The following is an 18,719-nucleotide window of genomic DNA, read 5'->3' on the forward strand; positions in this document are numbered from 1 at the left end:
CGATTTAAAAGTTATTTAATGTCCAATTTGATGCCAAACATAAAGGTACGGGCTTGCGGATAACCGCCAAAGTCCTCTCCTGCCTCTAAAGTTGAAGCGCCTCGATAGCTCACTTCCGGATCATAGCCTCTGTATTTAGTCCAAGTCAATAAGTTTTGTCCGGTTACGTACAATCGCAGACCTCCGATATGTTTCCAATTTAATTTCGGGAAACTATAAGACAATGAGACTGTTTTTAATTTCAAGAAAGAACCGTCTTCAATGAACCGATCACTTACGATATTATTCCGATTCGTTGTCGCTTTTTGGTATTCATTACTTGGATTCGTAGGTGTCCAACGGTTCACGAGATCCTGATATACATTTTGTCCACCAGTCGGCGACTCAAGCTCCATTGCGTTATAATTGAAAATCTTATTCCCATATGAATATTGTAAGAATACGTTTAACTCAAATCCTTTATAAGCAAACGTGTTGGTCATACCTCCAAAGAATTTCGGATTTGCGTCTCCTAATATCTCCCGATCGTTTGTGGCATCAATCTTACCGTCTCCATTCAAGTCCTTATAACGACGGAGTCCGACACCGATAGGCGAGGGTGAAGAAGTTTGTTGAGCACATTCTGCTTCATTTTGGAAAATACCGTCAAAACGATAGCCATAAAATACTCCAATTGGTTGACCAACGATCAAGCGACGGATATCACTCGTCTTTAAATGATCGTCGTATGTACCTACATCTTTATACGTTTCCCCACCCAACTCTAATACTTTATTCCGGTTGAATGAAATATTAAAGGCTGTTGTCCATGAGAATGCCCCGCTTAAGTTGTCACTCTCAATAGAAAGCTCGTAACCTTTATTTTGGACACTACCAATATTTTTCAACATAGAATCATAACCGGAGGCGCTAGGAATCGCTACATTATATAATAAGTCCGTTGTTTTTTTATAATAATAGTCTGCCGTTAAACGTAAGCGATTATTAAATAGCCCAAGATCAAAACCAATATCAAATTGCCCTGTTTTTTCCCATTTCAAGTCAGGATTAGGTATCCTGTTCGGATAAAATCCAGAAACCAATTGATTTCCGATTGTCCAACTATTACTTCCCAATGTAGCCAAGGATTCGTAAACTCCGATTTCTGTATTTCCAGTGAAGCCATAACTGGTACGTAACTTTAAATTATTAATGACAGCTTTAACCGGTTCCATAAAACCTTCCTCAGAGATACGCCATGCCACAGAACCCGAAGGGAAAAATCCATACTTATTGTTGCCCCCAAAACGAGAAGAACCATCCACACGTCCGTTAACAGAGAATAAATACCGGTCATATAACGAATAATTAATACGTGCCAAATAAGACATAAGGCTCCATTGAGTAGCAGAAGATTCCGGTTTATCATAAATAGATCCGGCTCCTAGGTTATTATACTTCATGACATCGTTCACGAAATTAGAAGATGCTCCCGTTACGGATTCCACATTATTTCTTTGAATGGTGAAGCCTCCTAAAATATTCAAGGAATGAATATCCTTGAATGTCTTATTCCAAGTAAGTATATTCTCGTTCAGCCAGTTAATAGAACGGTTTACACCGACTTTCGCAGATGCGATACCTAACGATTGATAGATATTTGACGGAGTATATTTATTTTGCTTCAAATACATAATATCCATCCCCAAAGATACTTTAAGCTTTAAGTCTTTTAAGAATTCCCATTCCGCATAAACATCACCTAACACACGTGTAGTCGCATTATTGTATATTTCTTCTTTTGCGGTAGCTACCGGATTCGGGATTAATAACCCGGGGTCGTTAGTTGGCGTATACTCACCCGTCTCTTCATTCGCATAGACAGACTGGATGGGATTCATTTTCAAAGCGCCGTTCACGACTCCGTCACGTCCACCGACATCTGTTGCCGATGTTCTACTGATCGTGTGGGTACCAGACATATGAGTGCCGACTTTCAGTGTATTGAATATTTGTCTATCAAGATTCAATCGTAATGAGTAACGTTTGAAATCCGAGTTAATAATTACACCCTTTTGATCAAAATACCCCCCTGAGATCGCATATGTTGTTTTGTTATCACCTCCGGAAAACGTCAATTGATAACTTTGAATCATGGCTGGACGGAAAATTTCATCTTGCCAATTTGTTCCATTACCCAATTTAGCGATTTCGCCTAATTGTGTAGTGTTATAGGGCGCATCCAATCCATCGTTCGTATAGGCCTCATTAACCAATGCCGCATATTCTTGCGCATTCATGACATCAATAGTCTTCGCTACATTTTGTACACCAAAACTAGATTCAAAAGTTATTATATCACGTCCCTTCTTACCACTCTTCGTCGTAATAAGTACAACACCATTAGCGGCACGTGCTCCATAAATGGCTGTTGCGGAAGCATCTTTTAGAATCTCGATAGATTCAATATCAGAAGGGTTTACGGTAGATAATCCACTGATTTGTGTATTACCACCCGTCGAGCCGAAACCTGTCCCACTATATACGGGAAAACCATCGATTACATAAAGCGGCTCATTTCCTCCTTGTAAAGAGCTACTACCACGTACACGGATAGACGCTACCGCTCCGGGCATACCCGAAGTTTGCGTAACTTGTACACCGGAAGCCCGGCCTACTAATCCTTGGTCGATAGAAGTCATAGGAGTTTGTTGTATCTCTGTTGTTTTTACAGAGGAAACAGCTCCTGTCAGATTACTTTTTTTCACAGAACCGTAGCCGATAACTACAACTTCATCAATTGTCTTCGAGTCTTCTATCATCATGATAGAAAGATTGTTTTGATTTTTAACCGCCACTTCTTTAGGAGTATAGCCGATATAGGATACAAGTAAAGTAGCTTGATCGGGTACCTCTAATGTGAAATTGCCATCCATGTCAGTAATTGTACCAGTTGTAGAGCCTTTTACTACTACGTTCGCTCCAATAATAGGTTCATTCTTCTCATCTGTCACTTTTCCTGTTATTTTTTTATTATCCGTAATCATTGGATGAGAAGCTTTCTCGTTTGTTTTGTAAATAACAATATGCTTTTCGTTAATGGTATAAGCCAGTCCTTGAGTGGCTAGTAGCCTATCTAATACATTTGCGATATTCTGATTATTGATATTTACAGAAACCTTACGGCCTAGATTAATCTCATCGTTTCTATACCAAAACGAATACTCACTCTGTTGCTTGATCGCCTCAAGAGCTTGTTCTAACGTGGCATCTTCCAAATGAAGAGAAATCTCGTTGACCTGCGAATAACTTACGGTAGCCGATGCGCAGAAAATAGTCAACATACATAGTACTAGGGATAATCTCATAATATTAACGATTTTATGGAAGTGAGAAATCGGCGAATAACGCCTAATATTTAATTTAAAATACATATCTTTGTATTGATTTTAGGTTTGTAATTGTGTCGCTATAATTCGAACTAAGATCATTCTCTCGAAACGGAAGATGTTGGTAGCATTTTCCGTTTTTTGTTATTTTCATGTCGTGTCTTTCATACTTGTATCATTTTATAAGATTAATACTCAATTGTTTTATTTCTCATAGATGCATATACTGTCACCTCGCATGGTGTAGTCCGTTCGTTTATCTGCGGTAATAATCCGAAGTATTTGCTCTAAGTTTTCACCCCGCACGAAATCACCTGAAAAAACGGTTCTTTGAAGTTTTGCCGGTTCAACCGATATATGTACATTGAACCGACGTTCTAGTTGCTTGGCTATCTCTAGGAAGGTTACGCTTTTAAAGTAGAACTTACCTTCTTTCCATGATGTATAGTAGTCTAAATTTACTTCATATTTCGAAAAAGATTGTTTCATCTTATTGAAAAGAGCTTGTTGGCCCGGAGAAATGTACATCATGTCGTGATGTCCTCCTAGTCCGACACCTACTTTTCCTTCAGTAAGAGTGACCTCTATATGGTCATCTTCTTTATAGGCTTTCACGTTAAACTTAGTTCCAAGTACCTTCACCTTCACGTTTTCCGCACTTACGATAAATGGGTGGTCCTTATCATGTGATACTTCGAAGAAAGCTTCCCCGTTCACTTTCACTTCTCTTTGGCTTGAGACAAAAGCTGCCGGATAGCTAAGGGTAGTACCTGCGTTCAGAATCACTCGTGTTCCATCCGATAAAACAATCGATGACCTCATGCCCATCGGGTTTGCCATCTCGACCATTTGGCTGTTTTGGTTCTTATAGCCTTCATGATATGAGATATAATTAGAGACTCCCAGTAAAAGAGCGATAGAGGCGGCGATAGCGGATGCTTTCAACCAAAATCTTTTACGTAGATTACGATGGATACGACGGTTCACCTCAAGGAAAATATCCTCTTTCATCTCATCACCCATTTGCTTTATGACCTCTTTTCTTGTTTCCATATTTTGTCTTTCTTATGATGAGGAGTAAGGGTATGCTAAATTCGTTTAAAGGGATTGGCTATTTTTTTCGAAAAAAATAATGAGGAAGTTATAAATGGAGGCTTTTTCCCATGAGATCATTATCTTTGTACGAAACATATCGGTGAAATTATGGACGAGAAAGTGCTCGAGAAATTGAAAATCTTGGCCGAGTCGGCAAAATATGACGTATCCTGCGCTTCCAGCGGAACCTCCCGTTCGCATAAGAGCGGGGCTATAGGAAGTGCCGCGGGATGGGGTATTTGCCATAGTTTCGCTGAGGACGGACGGTGTATCTCGCTTTTAAAGATCATGCTGACGAATTATTGTATGTATGATTGCGCCTACTGCATCAACCGGCGAAGTAATGATTTACCGAGAGCTACGCTTTCCGTTACCGAGTTGGTGAATCTTACGATCGAGTTTTACCGGCGTAATTACATTGAAGGATTGTTTTTAAGCTCCGGCGTGGTCCGAAACCCGGATTACACGATGGAACGGTTGGTGAGAGCCATCAAGGATTTGCGCCTCGTGCATCACTTCAATGGGTACATACATATGAAGAGTATCCCCGGAGCCAGCCAAGAATTGGTAAATGAGGCTGGGCTTTACGCCGATCGTTTAAGCGTGAATATAGAGATCCCGAATGAGGCGAGCTTGCGGACTCTAGCTCCGGAAAAGGATTTTAAAAGCGTATTTGCCCCTATGCGTTATATCCAACAAGGTGTATTACAAAGTGCCGAGGAACGCAAGCGTTTCCGGTATGCCCCGCAATTCGCTCCCGCCGGGCAAAGCACGCAGATGATCGTTGGCGCTACGGCGGATACCGACAAGGATATACTTCGTCTATCATCCGCCTTATATCAGAGACCTACGATGAAGCGTGTTTACTATTCGGGATTCATTCCGGTAAATGCGTATGATAACCGTCTTCCGGCACTTACCACGCCTCCGCTGGTCCGTGAGAATCGTTTATATCAAGCGGATTGGTTATTGCGTTTTTATCAATTCAAGGTAGATGAGATTGTCAATGACGCATATCCGGATCTGGATCTAGACGTGGACCCGAAGTTGGCTTGGGCCCTGCGGCATCCGGAGGTCTTCCCGGTAGATATCAATAAAGCGGATTACGAGATGCTTCTTCGGGTTCCGGGTATTGGCGTGAAATCGGCAAAGATCATAATCGTTTCCCGGCGTTACGCTAATCTCGGTTCAGAGCAGTTGAAGAAAATAGGAGTGGTCATGAAAAAGGCTAGCTATTTTATTACTTGCCGGGAACTCCCGACGCAGACCGTGAATGAGGTCAGCCCTGAAACCGTCCGGCAACTATTGACGAGAAAGAGCGGAAAGAAAGTAGACGATCGGCAGCTTATACTGCCTTTTATAGATTAACGCCTGTTTTATAAGAAGGATTGATAATGATTATATTTGTTTACGACAAGACTTTTGAGGGATTGCTTACCGCTGTATTCGATGCCTATTCCCGTCGAACTTTTCCGGATTTGTTAGTAACCGAGGGTGAGCCATTTCCATTGTTCTATGATGAGGCGATCCGGATTTATACGGACGACCGGAAAGCAGAACGGGTATGGAAAGGGCTTGAGAAGAAAATCTCCAAGTCTTCTCTTTCCGGGTTGACGGTAACTTGGTTGTCGGAATTACCGGAAGTAGACCTGTTGTTATTCAGACATATCCGCAAAGCGATCGACGCTCCAGCCACGATTGAGTTCAATCTTGGTGACCCGGACATATTGGAAACGGCCAAGATCTGGAAGAAAGTAAACAACGAACGCTTGCGAGTGATGCAATTCTTTCGTTTCCAAAAAGCGGCGGATGGAACTTACTTTGCTGCCATCGCACCTATATATAACGTATTACCTTTGGTATTACCTTATGCGCAAGACCGTTTCGCTGATCAGCAATGGCTCATTTACGACTTAAAAAGAGAGTATGGATATTATTATGATCTTAACGATACGATAGAAGTCCGTTTCGAAGAAAAAGATTCACATTTATTGACCGGATCGCTCAGTGAGGATATCATGGATAAGGATGAGAAACTTTTTCAAAGTATGTGGAAGGAGTATTTTAAGTCTATCGCTATCAAGGAGCGTTTAAACCCACGGCTTCATCGCCAACATATGCCGGCTCGTTTTTGGAAATATATGCCGGAGAAGAGATAATAGTATAATTGCTATTAATCAGCCAATTACAGTTTTTGTTAATTTCATTATCGAAAAACTAAAGTTTTTTCAGCAGGAAACTAGAGTTTCTCCATTGGAAAACTTTTGTTTCATCTAAGGAAAACTAAAATTTCGTGCTATAGAAAAAAATGTTTCTCTCATATAAAACCAGCCTGTTATTTAACGAAAAAGGGATGAACTTAATATCAAGTCCATCCCTTCTTATTACAATCAACACGTTTCTCTTATAGCTCACGAATCCAGATATTACGGAAGCTGATCGGCTCGCTAGGATCGCCATGGCTCTGCAGGATGATAGGGCCTGCGCCATGTTTCTTCACTTGCGGGAAACCGATCCACTCTGTCGTACCCAATATCGTCGTATGGTTCTGCAAAACCACGCCATTCTGGATAACCGTTACGGTTGGATGCGTGCGATAAGAACCATCTTCCTTGAAAGTGGGGGCGGTATAAATGATATCGTATACGTTCCATTCGCCCGGTTTACGCATGGCGTTGGCCAAAGGAATGGATTGTTTGTAGATACTACCAGTCTGGCCGTTCACGTAAGTCGGGTTATTGTAGCAGTCTAACACTTGAACCTCATACATCCCTTGCAGGAAAATACCGCTGTTACCTCTCGACTGGCTCTCACCGGTAATATTCGTCGGGACCTGCCACTCGATGTGCATCTGGAAATCGTTGAATTTCTGTTTGGTCTGGATATCACCCTTCTTCTTGTTTACGGTAAATACGCCATCTTTTACATCCCATTCGGCAGCACCGCCCTTTACGCTCTCCCAAGCGGAAAGATCCTTGCCGTCAAACAAAACGATAGCGTCGGAAGGAGCCGTGAAACCTCCACCTTTTAAGTCTGTACCCGGAGTGACTACCGGCGGAACAGGTTCGTAAAACTCGGACATCTCATGCGTGATACCCGCATAACCTGTAGGCATCTTGAACTCTTTTTTCTTGTCTTGAGCGACAACGGTAACGCAACCCGCTAAAGCGAAAGCCGCAACTGTAAGCAATCTTTTGTTCATGGTCTAAAATGATTTATTAGTTAGTTAACATTTCTTGCTGCAAATATACCGTTTTTTGCCGAGACTGATAACGATTTGTCAGAAATCTTATTGATTATGATCAAATAATCTTTTCTCGGCCAACTGCTCAAACTTGGTGTTCGGACGACCGTAATTGCAATACGGATAAATACTTATACCGCCTCTCGGTGTGAATATACCAGTAATTTCGATATATTTCGGATCCATTAATTTTATCAAGTCCTTCATGATAATATTCACGCAATCCTCATGAAACGCCCCATGGTTGCGGAAGCTGAATAAGTAAAGCTTCAAGCTCTTGCTCTCTACCATTTTCACGTCGGGGATATAATCGATATGAATCGTAGCGAAATCCGGTTGTCCGGTAATCGGGCAGAGACTGGTGAATTCCGGGCAATTAAACCGTACCCAATAATCATTTCCTTGATGCTTGTTCGTAAATGCCTCCAATACCTCCGGAGCGTAATCCTGTTTATATACGGTAGAGCCACCTAATAAGTGCAACTCTCCTTCTTGTTTTCTCTCGTCCATTTCTTTAATTTACTTTTGATTCTCTTCTTTCCTTTTCAGGTATTTCTCCAATCCGTCCTTGCGAAGTTTGCAAGCGGGGCAATGCCCACATCCCTCAGCCATAACACCGTTATAGCAAGTCAGCGTCTGCGTACGTACTAGATCAAAGACGCCCAGCTCGTCCGACAATTCCCAGACTTCGCTCTTATCCCGGTCCATAAGCGGGGTATGAATTACGAATTGCTCATCCATCGCCAGATTTAATGTTACGTTAAGAGAACGCACGAACGTATCCCGGCAATCCGGATAACCACTATAATCAGCCTCGGAGACACCCGTTACCAAATGATAAATCCCCTTACCACGGGCTAAGATAGCGGCGAAAGTAAGGAATACCATATTACGGCCGGGCACAAACGTATTCGGATAGCTATCCTCCGGCTTCTCTTGATCCATCTCTATGCTCGCATTCGTAAGCGAGCAATTGGGATCTAACTGGCTGATAAGCGATACGTCCAATAACTGAAAAGGCACGTCCGCATCCGCGGCGATCTTTCGAGCGACCTCTATTTCCAAGGAATGTTTCTGTCCGTATGTGAAGCATACGGCCTCTACACGTGAAAAATGCTTCTTCGCCCAGAAAAGGCAAGTCGTGGAATCTTGTCCACCCGAGAAGCATACCAAAGCGGCATCTTGTTGTTTCATATCTTTCTTGTTTTTAATACGTGGTTTAGCAAGCACACGGAAAAGACATCTTTTCAGCCACAAAGATACGCTTTTTTTTAATTCTTTCGAGCGGCGATAAGCAACATCATCGGACGGCGAAGTTCGTCTCGCATCCCGGGAACCGTATCCAGCATCGATTCGTCCGGTTGAGGCTCCACCAGATGGGTGATACAGAAACCCGCCTTGATCAATCCGTTCACGTAAGTCGTAAGTGTCTTATGATATTTGGTTACATCCTCTCCCAAAAAATGAGCATGCCGGATTCCCTCTTGAAAATAATGATCCACCGGCCAATGCGCAGGTTTCCCTTCCGAATCGTAAATCCAATCTTGATTGCCATAAGCAGTAAAAACGGGATGTTCCACAGAGAAGACAAAGACACCCTCTTGCGTTAAACATTTATATACCTCTGTACAAACCGTATCGAACGACTCGAGATAATGGAATGTCAAGGAGCTGATCACGATGTCAAAAGAATTTGGAGCAAAATCAAAATCCTCGATTGCTATTCTTTTATATTCGATCAACGGGGAGGAATTTATCTCCCGTGCCTTGTCTAACATCTTCCCGGAAAGGTCAATGCCTAAAGCGAAGGTCGCCCCTCGCTCTATGGCATATCGACAATGCCAGCCAAAACCACACCCTAAATCCAATACACGCTTTCCGTTAAAATCAGGCAACATCTTCTTTAGCTCATGCCATTCTCCTGCTCCTCTCAGCCCTTGTACAGAGCGAGACATCTGACTGTATTGACCGAAAAAGCGTTCATCATCATACTTATTTTCTTTCATATTATATATTGTAGGGATATCTTGGCCGAAGATACTTATTTTTCGTAGATACCGACATGATTTCCTTCGCTATCTTCTAAAACGGCGAAGTATCCTTTATTTTCCGCTTCAATCTTTGTCTTGGGTATAATAATTTTACCCCCTTTATCCAATACTTTAGATAAAGTGTCCTCGATATCTTGGCTATTAAAATGGATTAAGATACCATCCGGCGAAGGTTGATAACTAGGAGCGTAGAACAAAGCCCCAACCACTTCTCCTTGCTCGATAAAACAAGCCATCTTCTCTGTCTCACACTCGAAAACCGATAGTTTTAACCCCAAAATAGTTTCATAGAAATTGATCGCTCGATAAAAGTCTACAGTTGGAATCTCGAAAAAAGCAATTAAATTGTTCATTTTGTTTTCTTTTTATAGTTACTGTTAATGTCCTCGCGAAGACATCACAAAAGTAGAGCGTATCGTATCTATAGGATAGAAGAAAAAGGACATCTTGATCATTCCGAGAAATAATCAGAATAAGGAGCGCATAAGGAAAGATACTCCGTGGGTGTATAGCCGGAAAACAGCTTAAACTCTTTTATCATATGTGACTGATCTGAAAACCCACATTCATAAGCTAATTGAGCGAATGAAATGGATGGATTCTGTTGTACCTTAAATAAAGCTCGTTGCATCCTAACGATACGAAGAAACTCTTTGGGCGTAGCTCCTACATAATCTAAGAAAATGCGGTTGAACTGTTTAGAGCTTAGGCATGCGGTTTCAGATAACTCAGAAATATTAGTTTTCGCTTGTTCATTTATTTGATGGAGGACTGCGGATATTCGCTTTAAGTTATATTCATAGCCTTCAAACCTATAAAGACGGTGAATCAAAAACTGCTCGATCAAGCGGATGCAAGTTTCATGGTCATCAGCCTCTATCACTTTTCTGGATAATATTGATAATTCCAAATCTGCTATAGCATCCACCGCTATAAGTTCTCCATAAAAGAACTTAAGGGGAAGTTGAAGGATGGCTCTTGCCGCGTACGGCTGAAAAACAACCGTGATCATTTCAATCTTTCCGGCTGACATCACATCTGAAAAGTTGAGGCATTGCCCACAGATGAACGCTTGAGGCTGCGATTCTTTTTTTCCTACTAATAAAAGCCTTTTACCTCTATGAAATACTAATTGTATGCAGCCCGTTGGTAAAGTCCGTTCAGATACAGAAACATCTGCGCCATCTTCCAGTATCCAATAATATCTCACATAAGGAGTTAATATATGAATAGGCTTTATTATTTTAAATGACTGCATCTTATAGAATTTAATTTATCGGGGCAAAGGTAAATAACCCCTAATCAATTCTATAGTAAAAAAGAGACATTTCATATAATACTGCGACATTAAGCTTCAATCAACTATTTTTGGGTATATTCAAAACTGTAGTATGCTTGATTTCATTAAGCACAAAAGAGCTTTGCATCTTCACGATGCCATGAACCTTGGTTAATTTCTCGAACACAAATTGATTATAGGCATCTAAATCCTTAAGAACCACTTTGACAAAGAAATCATAAATACCTCCCGTCGAGTAACATTCCATTATTTCATCGATATTCCGTATTTCTTCTTTGAAGCGTTCGATATGCTCATCATCGTGTACAGCTAAAGATACATTACAGAAAATGATCAAGGGTAATCCTATTTTTTTATTGTCAACCAATGCCACATATCCTTTTATATATCCTTCGTTTTCTAAACGTTTGATTCGTTCGTAAATAGGAGTCTTGGAGATATGAAGTTTCTCAGAAAGCTCTTTTGCATTGATCTTTGCGTCCTTTTGCAAAGAATGAAGAATTTCAATATCAGTCTCATCAAGTAGTGCCATAGTTTTTTTTCCTGTTTTATTTGATTTAATATCCCCGAATTAGAATTATAGAATACAAAACAGGACAAAAATAGGAAAATTATCGTATTTAAGCTTGACGTATAGGAAAACAATCTTCTTTAAATAACTTTGCAGCAAATAAAAATCTAATTCTAACACAATTATGTTTAAAAGTAAAGATCTTCTGTATCATAGTATCGCCATATTGACAGTCATTATATGGGGAACAACGTTTGTCTCCACAAAAATACTGATTAATACAGGATTATCACCGGTTGAGATATTGTTATATCGTTTCGTGCTTGCGTATTTTTGTATTTTGACTATAGCGCATCGACGGTTGTGGGCTAATTGCGTAAAAGATGAATTCTTATTGTTCTTGTCTGGATTATGTGGTGGCTCCCTATACTTCATAGCGGAGAATACGGCACTGGGCATCACATTGGCTTCCAACGTTTCATTATTGATCTGTACAGCACCGATCATTACAACGGTATTGTCTCACCTATTTTATAAAGAATCTCTTAGGAAAGGGCTGTTATATGGATCTTTAGTTGCCTTATTTGGAGTCGGATTAGTTGTTTTCAACGGCAGTGTTCTTTTAAAAGTAAATCCACTTGGTGATTTTCTCACTTTAGTTGCCGCTACGATGTGGGCTTTTTACTGTCTTATCCTAAAGCGTTTGAGTCGTTCTTATCCCACCTTGTTTATTACACGAAAAGTATTTTTTTATGGGATACTTTCTCTTTTCTTCTACTTTGCGATCTACCCTTTAAATATCAAACTAGAGTTATTGAAACTGCCAGTCGTATATTTAAATATATTATTTCTGGGTGTCATCGCCTCAATGCTTTGTTATATCATGTGGAATACGGCAGTCAGAGCCCTCGGAGCATCAAAAACAGCCAATTATATTTACATTGTCCCTCTGGTCACCTTGATAACTTCTGCGATTTTTCTATCAGAAACTATTACGATAGCTTCTGGTATTGGCGCTTTAGCCATTATTAGTGGAGTTTATATCGCAGAGAGGTAAAAATAAAGAAGGGTTACTCATATGAGTAACCCTTTGATTTTCAGTGGTGCCACCAGGAATCGAACCGGGGACACAAGGATTTTCAGTCCTTTGCTCTACCAACTGAGCTATGGCACCATCATGTCGTTTTGTATATCGTTGTTTCGATTACGGGTGCAAAGGTAGGTATTATTTTTAATCCAGCAAATGTTTTGAAAGAAAAATTCACAGGACAGTAAATTATCTATTTTTCCTGCAAAAAAATCCACTTTTCTCTTGCAGATTCAAAAACAATGTGTACCTTTGCACCCGTAATCGAGACAACGATACAACAAAACAAAAAACGGGATGTAGCACAGTTGGCTAGCGCGCCACGTTCGGGACGTGGAGGTCGGAAGTTCGAGTCTTCTCATCCCGACTCATCAAAAAGGCAAGAATCTTGAAAGAGATCTTGCCTTTCTTTTTTCAATCCTATTAATATCTAATGAATAACAAAAGGTATCAACATATATTGTTCGATCTGGACGGTACATTAACCGATCCTATGATTGGTATTACCAGTTCTGTAAAGTACGCCCTCTCCTATTTCAATATAGAAGTAGAAGATTTACGATCTTTATGCCCTTTCATCGGGCCACCATTAAAAACATCCTTTAAGGACTTCTATCAGTTTACAGATGAGCAAACAGATGTAGCCATTGCTAAATACCGGGAATATTTTTCAAAACAAGGTATTTTCGAGAATACCCTGTATCAAGGTATTGATGAATTACTCCGTTTGCTTACCGAAAACGAAATGAAAATCTACTTAGCCACCTCAAAGCCGCAACCCTTCGCTCAACAAATTCTAGAATATTTCCACTTAGAATCTTATTTTGCATTTGTTGGAGGAAGCACATTCGACGGAAGCCGTTCCGAAAAAGCGGATGTAATACAATATGTATTAGACAGCACCGATATAAAAACACGGTCTGACGTAGTCATGATCGGTGATCGTAAATATGATATAGAAGGGGCCAAAGCGAATAACATAGATTCAATAGGAGTCCTTTACGGCTACGGGGATGAAGAAGAATTAGCAAATGCCGGAGCAAACAAAATCGTTACTGATATAAAAGAACTATCATCTTTCCTTCTAACAGGGAATATCCCCATATAGAAAGCTTAAGCAGATCTATAAATCACATTAAAAATAAACATCAGCAATAAAGAGAATGAAATATTTGGAAAGCTCGGCTTCAACCGGGCTACCAATTTTTCTATAGCGATCTTCATCTGTACACGAACCGTACTCTCTTGAACCGATAATATTTCCGCGATCTCCTTCGTTTTCAATCCCTCCTCACGAGACATCAAAAACACAAGACGGCATTTCTCAGGAAGTTCGTCAATCGCTTTATCAAGCATCTCTCTCATCTCTTTTAACTCCAAATGCTCCTCCGGAGAACCCTCATCTTCCTCTTCCATTAATGGCAACAACTCATTTAAAGAAACCCTATTCAAGTCTTTATTCCTTGCTTGAAAACGAAAAGACTCGTTACGTACGGAAATATATAAATAGGTATCTATATTATCAATATCCTTTAATCGTTTCCGGGATTGCCAGACCGAGAAAAAAACATCTGTCACAACTTCACGGCATGCCTCCTTCTCGCCTAAACAATAATAAGCGAAGCGAAAAACCTGATCATAATATAAATTATAAAAACGTTCGAAAGCTCCCCTGTTATCTACCGACACAGATTCAAGCAACCCTTTGATATCTCGCACAAAAACTCCCACTCCTTTTTCTTTGATTTGGCAAACATACTAAATATAATCTAAATGCCTTTTTAAAAAGCAGACTATTTTTTCTCATATTTTACTTGCATATTCAAATTATTAAACTACTTTTGCACCCGCAATACGGAAGTAGCTCAGTCGGTAGAGCACTGGTCTCCAAAACCAGGTGTCGGGAGTTCGAGCCTCTCCTTCCGTGCGTGAGCGGCAACACTATGAATATGTGTTGCCGCTTTTTTATTATTCTCCTTCTCTTCCCATTGCGATAAAAAAGCGTAAATAAGACAACATTTTTCGTTAAAGAGACTATTTTTTCTTTCAATATATAAAGGAATATACTACTTTTATTGCCGATTTTAAATCTAATTGAGACTTAGTGTAAATCGTATACCATAGAAACAGATGACAACTAACAAATTTTCAAATCGATACTCGTCTGAGAGGAAAAAGTATTTTTTCAAAAGTAAGGCGTTTATCCTGTGCCTCGGATTATTTTTGGGAGCTGGGATTATGATCGCCCTTTATAAAACATCTGTATATTTCTCGACAGATGAATCTTGTATGATGTGCCACGTGCATCCTCACGTAGAAAACAGTTGGAAACTTTCCAAGCATGTAAATAATGGAAGTGGCGTTAAGACACATTGCGTAGCTTGTCACCTCCCACCCCAAACAAATACTTGGAAACATTATAGCGCAAAGGCTAAATTGGGTATGAAAGATGTTTGGTCATACTTGACTAAAGACAGCGCGGATTTCAATTGGGAAACTAAGTCCGAGTTGGAACACGCCGTTAAATATATCCCCAATGAATCTTGTAAAGAGTGCCATCAGAACTTATTCCCCGAAGGAATTACCGATGATGGTGTAACGGCACATTTATATTATGATGAGAATGAGAAAAAGCTAGATCTACAATGTATTAGTTGCCATTTGGATGCAGGACATTACAATCCGAACTACAATCACTCCAAGATGGTTGGTATACCGGGACAAAATACATCCGGGGCATCTTCGGATACCAGTTTGTTTTTTAAGGAACCAACTACAGTTACCTCTTTCACCGACTATGTAGAACAAATTCCCGGAACAATGGTCTCATTCAAGATGATTGCTATCCCCGGAGGTTCATTCAAAATGGGTAGCGAGGAAAAAGAGGCATTTCATAAAGCAGATGAGTCGCCTGTACACAACGTAACTGTCAGTCCGTTTTTCATGGCTGAGGTCGAGGTGACTTGGGATCAATACTGGGCTTTCTATGGGAATACGATGAGTGAGGGCCGTACCCCGCCAGAGACCGTGTACGCAAATAACAGTAATCCGAATGTCGATGCCATCTCCGGTCCGACACCTCCGTTCGGTTTCCCGGATCAAGGCTGGGGTGGCGGAGATCGCCCGGCTATTACAATGACTCATTATGCGGCCGAGACTTTCTGCCAATGGTTATCCAAGAAAACAGGAAAGACTTATCGTTTACCGACCGAGGCGGAATGGGAATATGCGGCACGTGGCGGCACGGAAACGCCTTATTTCTTTACGGGCAATCCAAAAGATTTCTCCGATCAAGGCTTCTGGCGTAAATTTTTCGACGCAAAGACTGATAGTATAGGTTCTTATGTGATTTATAGCAAGAACAGCAAAAATAAGACGCAAGAACCGGATTTGGTAAAAGCCAACCCTTTTGGGTTAAAGAATATGTTGGGTAATGTAATGGAATATTGTGCCGACAAGTATGATCCTGAAGCTTACGCTAAAAGCGGAAGTAGCGCCACAGATCCATTAGTTACTGAAGGTACAGAATGGGTAGTGAGAGGCGGTAATTACACCTCCGATGCGGCAGATCTTCGCTGCGCTTCCCGTGATTATACCAAACATGAAGCTTGGTTAAAAACCGATCCGCAACAACCGAAGAGTATCTGGTGGTACTCCGATATCAGAGGAATCGGTTTCCGTGTTGTATGTGAACCTAATAAATAGTGTCTAAAAAAAATAATATCATGAAAAAAGAGAACAGCATTAGCAGAAGATCATTTCTGAAAAGTTCAGCCCTAGCGGGTGCGCTTGGAGCAATTGGAACAGGTAGTACAGTTGGTGTATTAACTTCTTGTGGTGGAGGTGAAAGTGCGAACGCAATAAAGCCTTTGAAAGAACCCGGTACTTATTACGTGCCCGAATTACCAGATCTGGCGACTGATGGAAAAGAACTAAAAGCTGGTGTAATCGGTTGTGGCGGACGTGGTTCCGGAGCCGCTTTTAACTTCTTGAACGCTGCAAACGGCGTTACGATCGTGGCTTTAGGAGATACGTTCCAAGAACGTGTCGATGATTTGGCAAAGAAATTAAAAGATGAGAAAGGAATTGATGTACCGGCTGATAAACGTTTCGTCGGCTTGGATGCGTACAAACAAGTGATTGATAGCGGCGTAGATGTAGTGATCGTCGCCACTCCTCCCGTATTCCGTCCAGTTCATTTCCAATACGCCACAGAAAAGGGCAAACATTCCTTCTTAGAGAAACCTATATGTGTTGATCCGGTTGGTTACCGTACCATTATGGCTACCGCAAAACAAGCTGCGGCAAAGAACTTATGTGTCGTAACCGGTACTCAACGCCATCACCAACGCAGTTATGTCGAGTCTTACAAGAAGATCATGGAAGGATTGATCGGTGAGATCACGGGCGGTACGGTTTACTGGAATCAGAATATGCTTTGGTATCGGGATCGTCAACCGGGATGGAACGATTGCGAATATATGATCAAGGACTGGGTAAACTGGAAATGGCTTTCCGGCGACCATATCGTAGAGCAACACGTACATAATATAGATGTATTCACTTGGTTCAGCGGCTTAAAACCAGTCAAGGCTGTAGGTTTCGGTTCTCGCCACCGTCGTATCACTGGCGACCAATATGATAACTTCAGCGTTGATTTCACAATGGAAAATGGTATCCATATGCATAGTATGTGCCGCCAGATAGATGGTTGTGCAAATAATGTAAGCGAATTCATCCAAGGAACCAAGGGATCATGGAGCAGTGACACGATGGAGATCAAGGATTTGGTAGGAAACGTTATCTGGAAATATGATAGCGAGGCCGAAAAAGCGAACTTCAAGCAAACTGACCCGTATACATTAGAGCATGTAAACTGGATCAACTGCATCCGTGGTGGTAAACAAATCGAGCAAGCTTCTGAGACTGCTATCTCCAATATGGCCGCAATCATGGGTCGTGAGTCCGCTTACACGGGTGCCGAGACCACTTGGGATGCCATGACTGCCTCTGCATTGGATTACACTCCGAAAGATTTGAACTTAGGAAAGATGGATATGAGCGGCTTCGTCGTTCCTGTTCCGGGTAAACCAATCGACAAGAAATAATCCAGACTGTTTATGACATTAAATAGAAGAAACTTTTTAAGAACCTCCTTATCCGGCGCTGCTTTAGCGGTAGGAAGTACGGCCTTGGCCTCCTGCTCTTCCAAGCCGGCAAACACTGCCAAAGGAGAAAAAGGGAGCGACAAGCCCGGCAAGGACCTTGAATTAAAGCTTTCTTTCCAAGAGGGAATCGCCCCGGGTGAAAGTTTGAACGAGAAACTTGATTTTATGGAGAAGTTGGGCGTTGTAGGTTTTGAGCCGGGTGGCGGAGGATTAGCCAGCCGGGTAAACGAGATCAAGCAAGCCTTAAACGGACGTAATATCAAAGTGAGTGCCATTTGCGCCGGCTTCAAAGGCTTTATTCTTTCTACCGATCCAGCCATCCGCAAGGAATGCATGGACACGATGAAAGAGATCATCGCCGCAGCCGGTGAATTAGGTTCTACGGGCGTGATTATCGTCCCTGCCTTTAATGGCCAAGTCCCCGCCTTGCCTCATACGATGGAGACACGGGATTTCCTTTGCGAGCAATTCAACGAGATGGGAACTTTCGCCGCCCAGCATGGGACTAGCGTCATCTTTGAACCTTTGAACCGAAAAGAGTGTTTTTATCTACGTCAAGTAGCCGACGCCGCCTCTTTATGCCGGGATATCAATAATCCGGGTGTACGTTGCATGGGCGACTTCTGGCATATGACATGGGAAGAGACCTCTGATATGGGAGCCTTTATCTCTGGTGGAGAGTATCTCCAACACGTACACGTGGCCAGCCGCAAACGTCGCAGCATGCCGGGTGAGGATGGAGATGCCGATAACTATATCAATGGCTTCAAGGGATTGAAAATGATTGGTTATAACAACTACGTAAGTTTCGAGTGCGGATGTCAGGGAGACCGTAACGTGGTAGTCCCCGCCGCCGTCAAGTTATTACGTGAACAATGGGAACAAGCTTGATAAG

The 18,719-nt window shown here is 41.5% G+C and carries 17 protein-coding genes and 3 tRNA genes; 9 read left to right on the forward strand and 11 right to left on the reverse strand.

Annotated elements, in window-relative coordinates; all coding sequences use genetic code 11:
* Positions 1-11: 11 nt before the first annotated feature.
* Together QVP94_RS18190 and QVP94_RS18195 are read right to left on the reverse strand one after the other, a co-directional pair.
* Positions 12-3,323 (reverse strand): TonB-dependent receptor, encoded by a 3,312-nt coding sequence (locus QVP94_RS18190; protein WP_146334382.1) that lies wholly within the window; start codon positions 3,321-3,323, stop codon positions 12-14.
* A 249-nt stretch (positions 3,324-3,572) separates the two neighbouring features.
* Positions 3,573-4,421 carry a FecR family protein gene (locus QVP94_RS18195; RefSeq protein WP_008779440.1) on the reverse strand — a complete coding sequence of 283 codons (849 nt, stop codon included), beginning with the start codon at positions 4,419-4,421 and terminating at the stop codon, positions 3,573-3,575.
* A 150-nt stretch (positions 4,422-4,571) separates the two neighbouring features.
* Between QVP94_RS18195 and QVP94_RS18200 the strand changes: the two genes are divergently transcribed.
* Together QVP94_RS18200 and QVP94_RS18205 are read left to right on the forward strand one after the other, a co-directional pair.
* Entirely contained in the window at positions 4,572-5,831 is a 1,260-nt protein-coding gene (locus tag QVP94_RS18200; protein ID WP_022193167.1) for a putative DNA modification/repair radical SAM protein, read from the forward strand.
* A 26-nt stretch (positions 5,832-5,857) separates the two neighbouring features.
* Complete coding sequence (locus QVP94_RS18205) at positions 5,858-6,622, forward strand: TIGR03915 family putative DNA repair protein (protein ID WP_022193168.1); 765 nt, start codon at positions 5,858-5,860, stop codon at positions 6,620-6,622.
* Positions 6,623-6,867: 245 nt separating this feature from the next.
* Here QVP94_RS18205 and QVP94_RS18210 read toward each other — a convergent pair whose 3' ends face one another.
* The 7 genes from QVP94_RS18210 to QVP94_RS18240 form a co-directional block, all read right to left on the reverse strand.
* Entirely contained in the window at positions 6,868-7,665 is a 798-nt protein-coding gene (locus tag QVP94_RS18210; RefSeq protein ID WP_005858436.1) for a 3-keto-disaccharide hydrolase, read from the reverse strand.
* 87 nt (positions 7,666-7,752) lie between these two features.
* Positions 7,753-8,217 carry a preQ(1) synthase gene (queF, locus tag QVP94_RS18215; protein WP_005858434.1) on the reverse strand — a complete coding sequence of 155 codons (465 nt, stop codon included), beginning with the start codon at positions 8,215-8,217 and terminating at the stop codon, positions 7,753-7,755.
* 9 nt (positions 8,218-8,226) lie between these two features.
* Entirely contained in the window at positions 8,227-8,901 is a 675-nt protein-coding gene (queC, locus tag QVP94_RS18220; protein ID WP_005858432.1) for a 7-cyano-7-deazaguanine synthase QueC, read from the reverse strand.
* Between the two features lie 77 nt (positions 8,902-8,978).
* On the reverse strand, positions 8,979-9,713 hold the full coding sequence (locus QVP94_RS18225) for a class I SAM-dependent methyltransferase (protein ID WP_005858430.1): 735 nt from the start codon (positions 9,711-9,713) through the stop codon (positions 8,979-8,981).
* Between the two features lie 35 nt (positions 9,714-9,748).
* Complete coding sequence (locus QVP94_RS18230; RefSeq protein ID WP_005858428.1) at positions 9,749-10,111, reverse strand: VOC family protein; 363 nt, start codon at positions 10,109-10,111, stop codon at positions 9,749-9,751.
* 98 nt (positions 10,112-10,209) lie between these two features.
* Entirely contained in the window at positions 10,210-11,016 is an 807-nt protein-coding gene (locus tag QVP94_RS18235) for an AraC family transcriptional regulator (RefSeq protein ID WP_005858426.1), read from the reverse strand.
* A gap of 100 nt (positions 11,017-11,116) precedes the next feature.
* Entirely contained in the window at positions 11,117-11,590 is a 474-nt protein-coding gene (locus tag QVP94_RS18240; RefSeq protein ID WP_005858424.1) for an Lrp/AsnC family transcriptional regulator, read from the reverse strand.
* A 163-nt stretch (positions 11,591-11,753) separates the two neighbouring features.
* Here QVP94_RS18240 and QVP94_RS18245 point away from each other — a divergent pair, with 163 nt between their 5' ends.
* Positions 11,754-12,626 carry a DMT family transporter gene (locus QVP94_RS18245; protein ID WP_005858422.1) on the forward strand — a complete coding sequence of 291 codons (873 nt, stop codon included), beginning with the start codon at positions 11,754-11,756 and terminating at the stop codon, positions 12,624-12,626.
* 44 nt (positions 12,627-12,670) lie between these two features.
* Here QVP94_RS18245 and QVP94_RS18250 read toward each other — a convergent pair.
* A tRNA-Phe gene (locus QVP94_RS18250) sits at positions 12,671-12,743 on the reverse strand.
* Positions 12,744-12,949: 206 nt separating this feature from the next.
* Between QVP94_RS18250 and QVP94_RS18255 the strand changes: the two genes are divergently transcribed.
* Together QVP94_RS18255 and QVP94_RS18260 are read left to right on the forward strand one after the other, a co-directional pair.
* A tRNA-Pro gene (locus tag QVP94_RS18255) sits at positions 12,950-13,023 on the forward strand.
* 66 nt (positions 13,024-13,089) lie between these two features.
* The gene (locus QVP94_RS18260; protein ID WP_022193170.1) at positions 13,090-13,764 is read left to right on the forward strand and encodes an HAD family hydrolase; all 675 of its coding nucleotides are present in this window, start codon (positions 13,090-13,092) and stop codon (positions 13,762-13,764) included.
* 5 nt (positions 13,765-13,769) lie between these two features.
* Here the strand turns inward: QVP94_RS18260 and QVP94_RS18265 are convergent, their stop codons facing one another.
* Complete coding sequence (locus QVP94_RS18265; protein ID WP_008777949.1) at positions 13,770-14,387, reverse strand: RNA polymerase sigma-70 factor; 618 nt, start codon at positions 14,385-14,387, stop codon at positions 13,770-13,772.
* A 123-nt stretch (positions 14,388-14,510) separates the two neighbouring features.
* On the opposite strand from QVP94_RS18265, the gene QVP94_RS18270 reads away from it, so the two are divergent.
* The 4 genes from QVP94_RS18270 to QVP94_RS18285 all read left to right on the forward strand — a co-directional run bounded on the left by QVP94_RS18270 (position 14,511) and on the right by QVP94_RS18285 (position 18,715).
* Positions 14,511-14,583: transfer RNA gene (locus QVP94_RS18270), tRNA-Trp, on the forward strand.
* A 203-nt stretch (positions 14,584-14,786) separates the two neighbouring features.
* Entirely contained in the window at positions 14,787-16,361 is a 1,575-nt protein-coding gene (locus QVP94_RS18275) for an SUMF1/EgtB/PvdO family nonheme iron enzyme (RefSeq protein ID WP_005858711.1), read from the forward strand.
* Positions 16,362-16,381: 20 nt separating this feature from the next.
* A complete protein-coding gene (locus tag QVP94_RS18280; protein ID WP_022193171.1) occupies positions 16,382-17,764 on the forward strand; it encodes a Gfo/Idh/MocA family oxidoreductase in 1,383 nt (460 codons plus the stop codon).
* Between the two features lie 12 nt (positions 17,765-17,776).
* Complete coding sequence (locus tag QVP94_RS18285; protein WP_022193172.1) at positions 17,777-18,715, forward strand: sugar phosphate isomerase/epimerase family protein; 939 nt, start codon at positions 17,777-17,779, stop codon at positions 18,713-18,715.
* Positions 18,716-18,719 lie beyond the last annotated feature (4 nt).

The organism is Parabacteroides sp. CAG:2, from assembly GCF_000436315.1.
Taxonomy (GTDB): Bacteria; Bacteroidota; Bacteroidia; order Bacteroidales; family Tannerellaceae; genus Parabacteroides; species Parabacteroides distasonis.

What these genes read in the sequence shown, in the direction of transcription:
- QVP94_RS18240 (WP_005858424.1), bottom strand. Translation starts at nt 11,590, where the DNA reads ATGGCACTACTTGATGAGACTGATATTGAAATTCTTCATTCTTTGCAA.
- queC (WP_005858432.1), bottom strand. Translation starts at nt 8,901, where the DNA reads ATGAAACAACAAGATGCCGCTTTGGTATGCTTCTCGGGTGGACAAGAT.
- QVP94_RS18230 (WP_005858428.1), bottom strand. Translation starts at nt 10,111, where the DNA reads ATGAACAATTTAATTGCTTTTTTCGAGATTCCAACTGTAGACTTTTAT.
- QVP94_RS18195 (WP_008779440.1), bottom strand. Translation starts at nt 4,421, where the DNA reads ATGGAAACAAGAAAAGAGGTCATAAAGCAAATGGGTGATGAGATGAAA.
- QVP94_RS18200 (WP_022193167.1), top strand. Translation starts at nt 4,572, where the DNA reads ATGGACGAGAAAGTGCTCGAGAAATTGAAAATCTTGGCCGAGTCGGCA.
- QVP94_RS18280 (WP_022193171.1), top strand. Translation starts at nt 16,382, where the DNA reads ATGAAAAAAGAGAACAGCATTAGCAGAAGATCATTTCTGAAAAGTTCA.
- queF (WP_005858434.1), bottom strand. Translation starts at nt 8,217, where the DNA reads ATGGACGAGAGAAAACAAGAAGGAGAGTTGCACTTATTAGGTGGCTCT.
- QVP94_RS18260 (WP_022193170.1), top strand. Translation starts at nt 13,090, where the DNA reads ATGAATAACAAAAGGTATCAACATATATTGTTCGATCTGGACGGTACA.
- QVP94_RS18190 (WP_146334382.1), bottom strand. Translation starts at nt 3,323, where the DNA reads ATGTTGACTATTTTCTGCGCATCGGCTACCGTAAGTTATTCGCAGGTC.
- QVP94_RS18225 (WP_005858430.1), bottom strand. Translation starts at nt 9,713, where the DNA reads ATGAAAGAAAATAAGTATGATGATGAACGCTTTTTCGGTCAATACAGT.
- QVP94_RS18275 (WP_005858711.1), top strand. Translation starts at nt 14,787, where the DNA reads ATGACAACTAACAAATTTTCAAATCGATACTCGTCTGAGAGGAAAAAG.
- QVP94_RS18245 (WP_005858422.1), top strand. Translation starts at nt 11,754, where the DNA reads ATGTTTAAAAGTAAAGATCTTCTGTATCATAGTATCGCCATATTGACA.
- QVP94_RS18285 (WP_022193172.1), top strand. Translation starts at nt 17,777, where the DNA reads ATGACATTAAATAGAAGAAACTTTTTAAGAACCTCCTTATCCGGCGCT.
- QVP94_RS18205 (WP_022193168.1), top strand. Translation starts at nt 5,858, where the DNA reads ATGATTATATTTGTTTACGACAAGACTTTTGAGGGATTGCTTACCGCT.
- QVP94_RS18210 (WP_005858436.1), bottom strand. Translation starts at nt 7,665, where the DNA reads ATGAACAAAAGATTGCTTACAGTTGCGGCTTTCGCTTTAGCGGGTTGC.
- QVP94_RS18235 (WP_005858426.1), bottom strand. Translation starts at nt 11,016, where the DNA reads ATGCAGTCATTTAAAATAATAAAGCCTATTCATATATTAACTCCTTAT.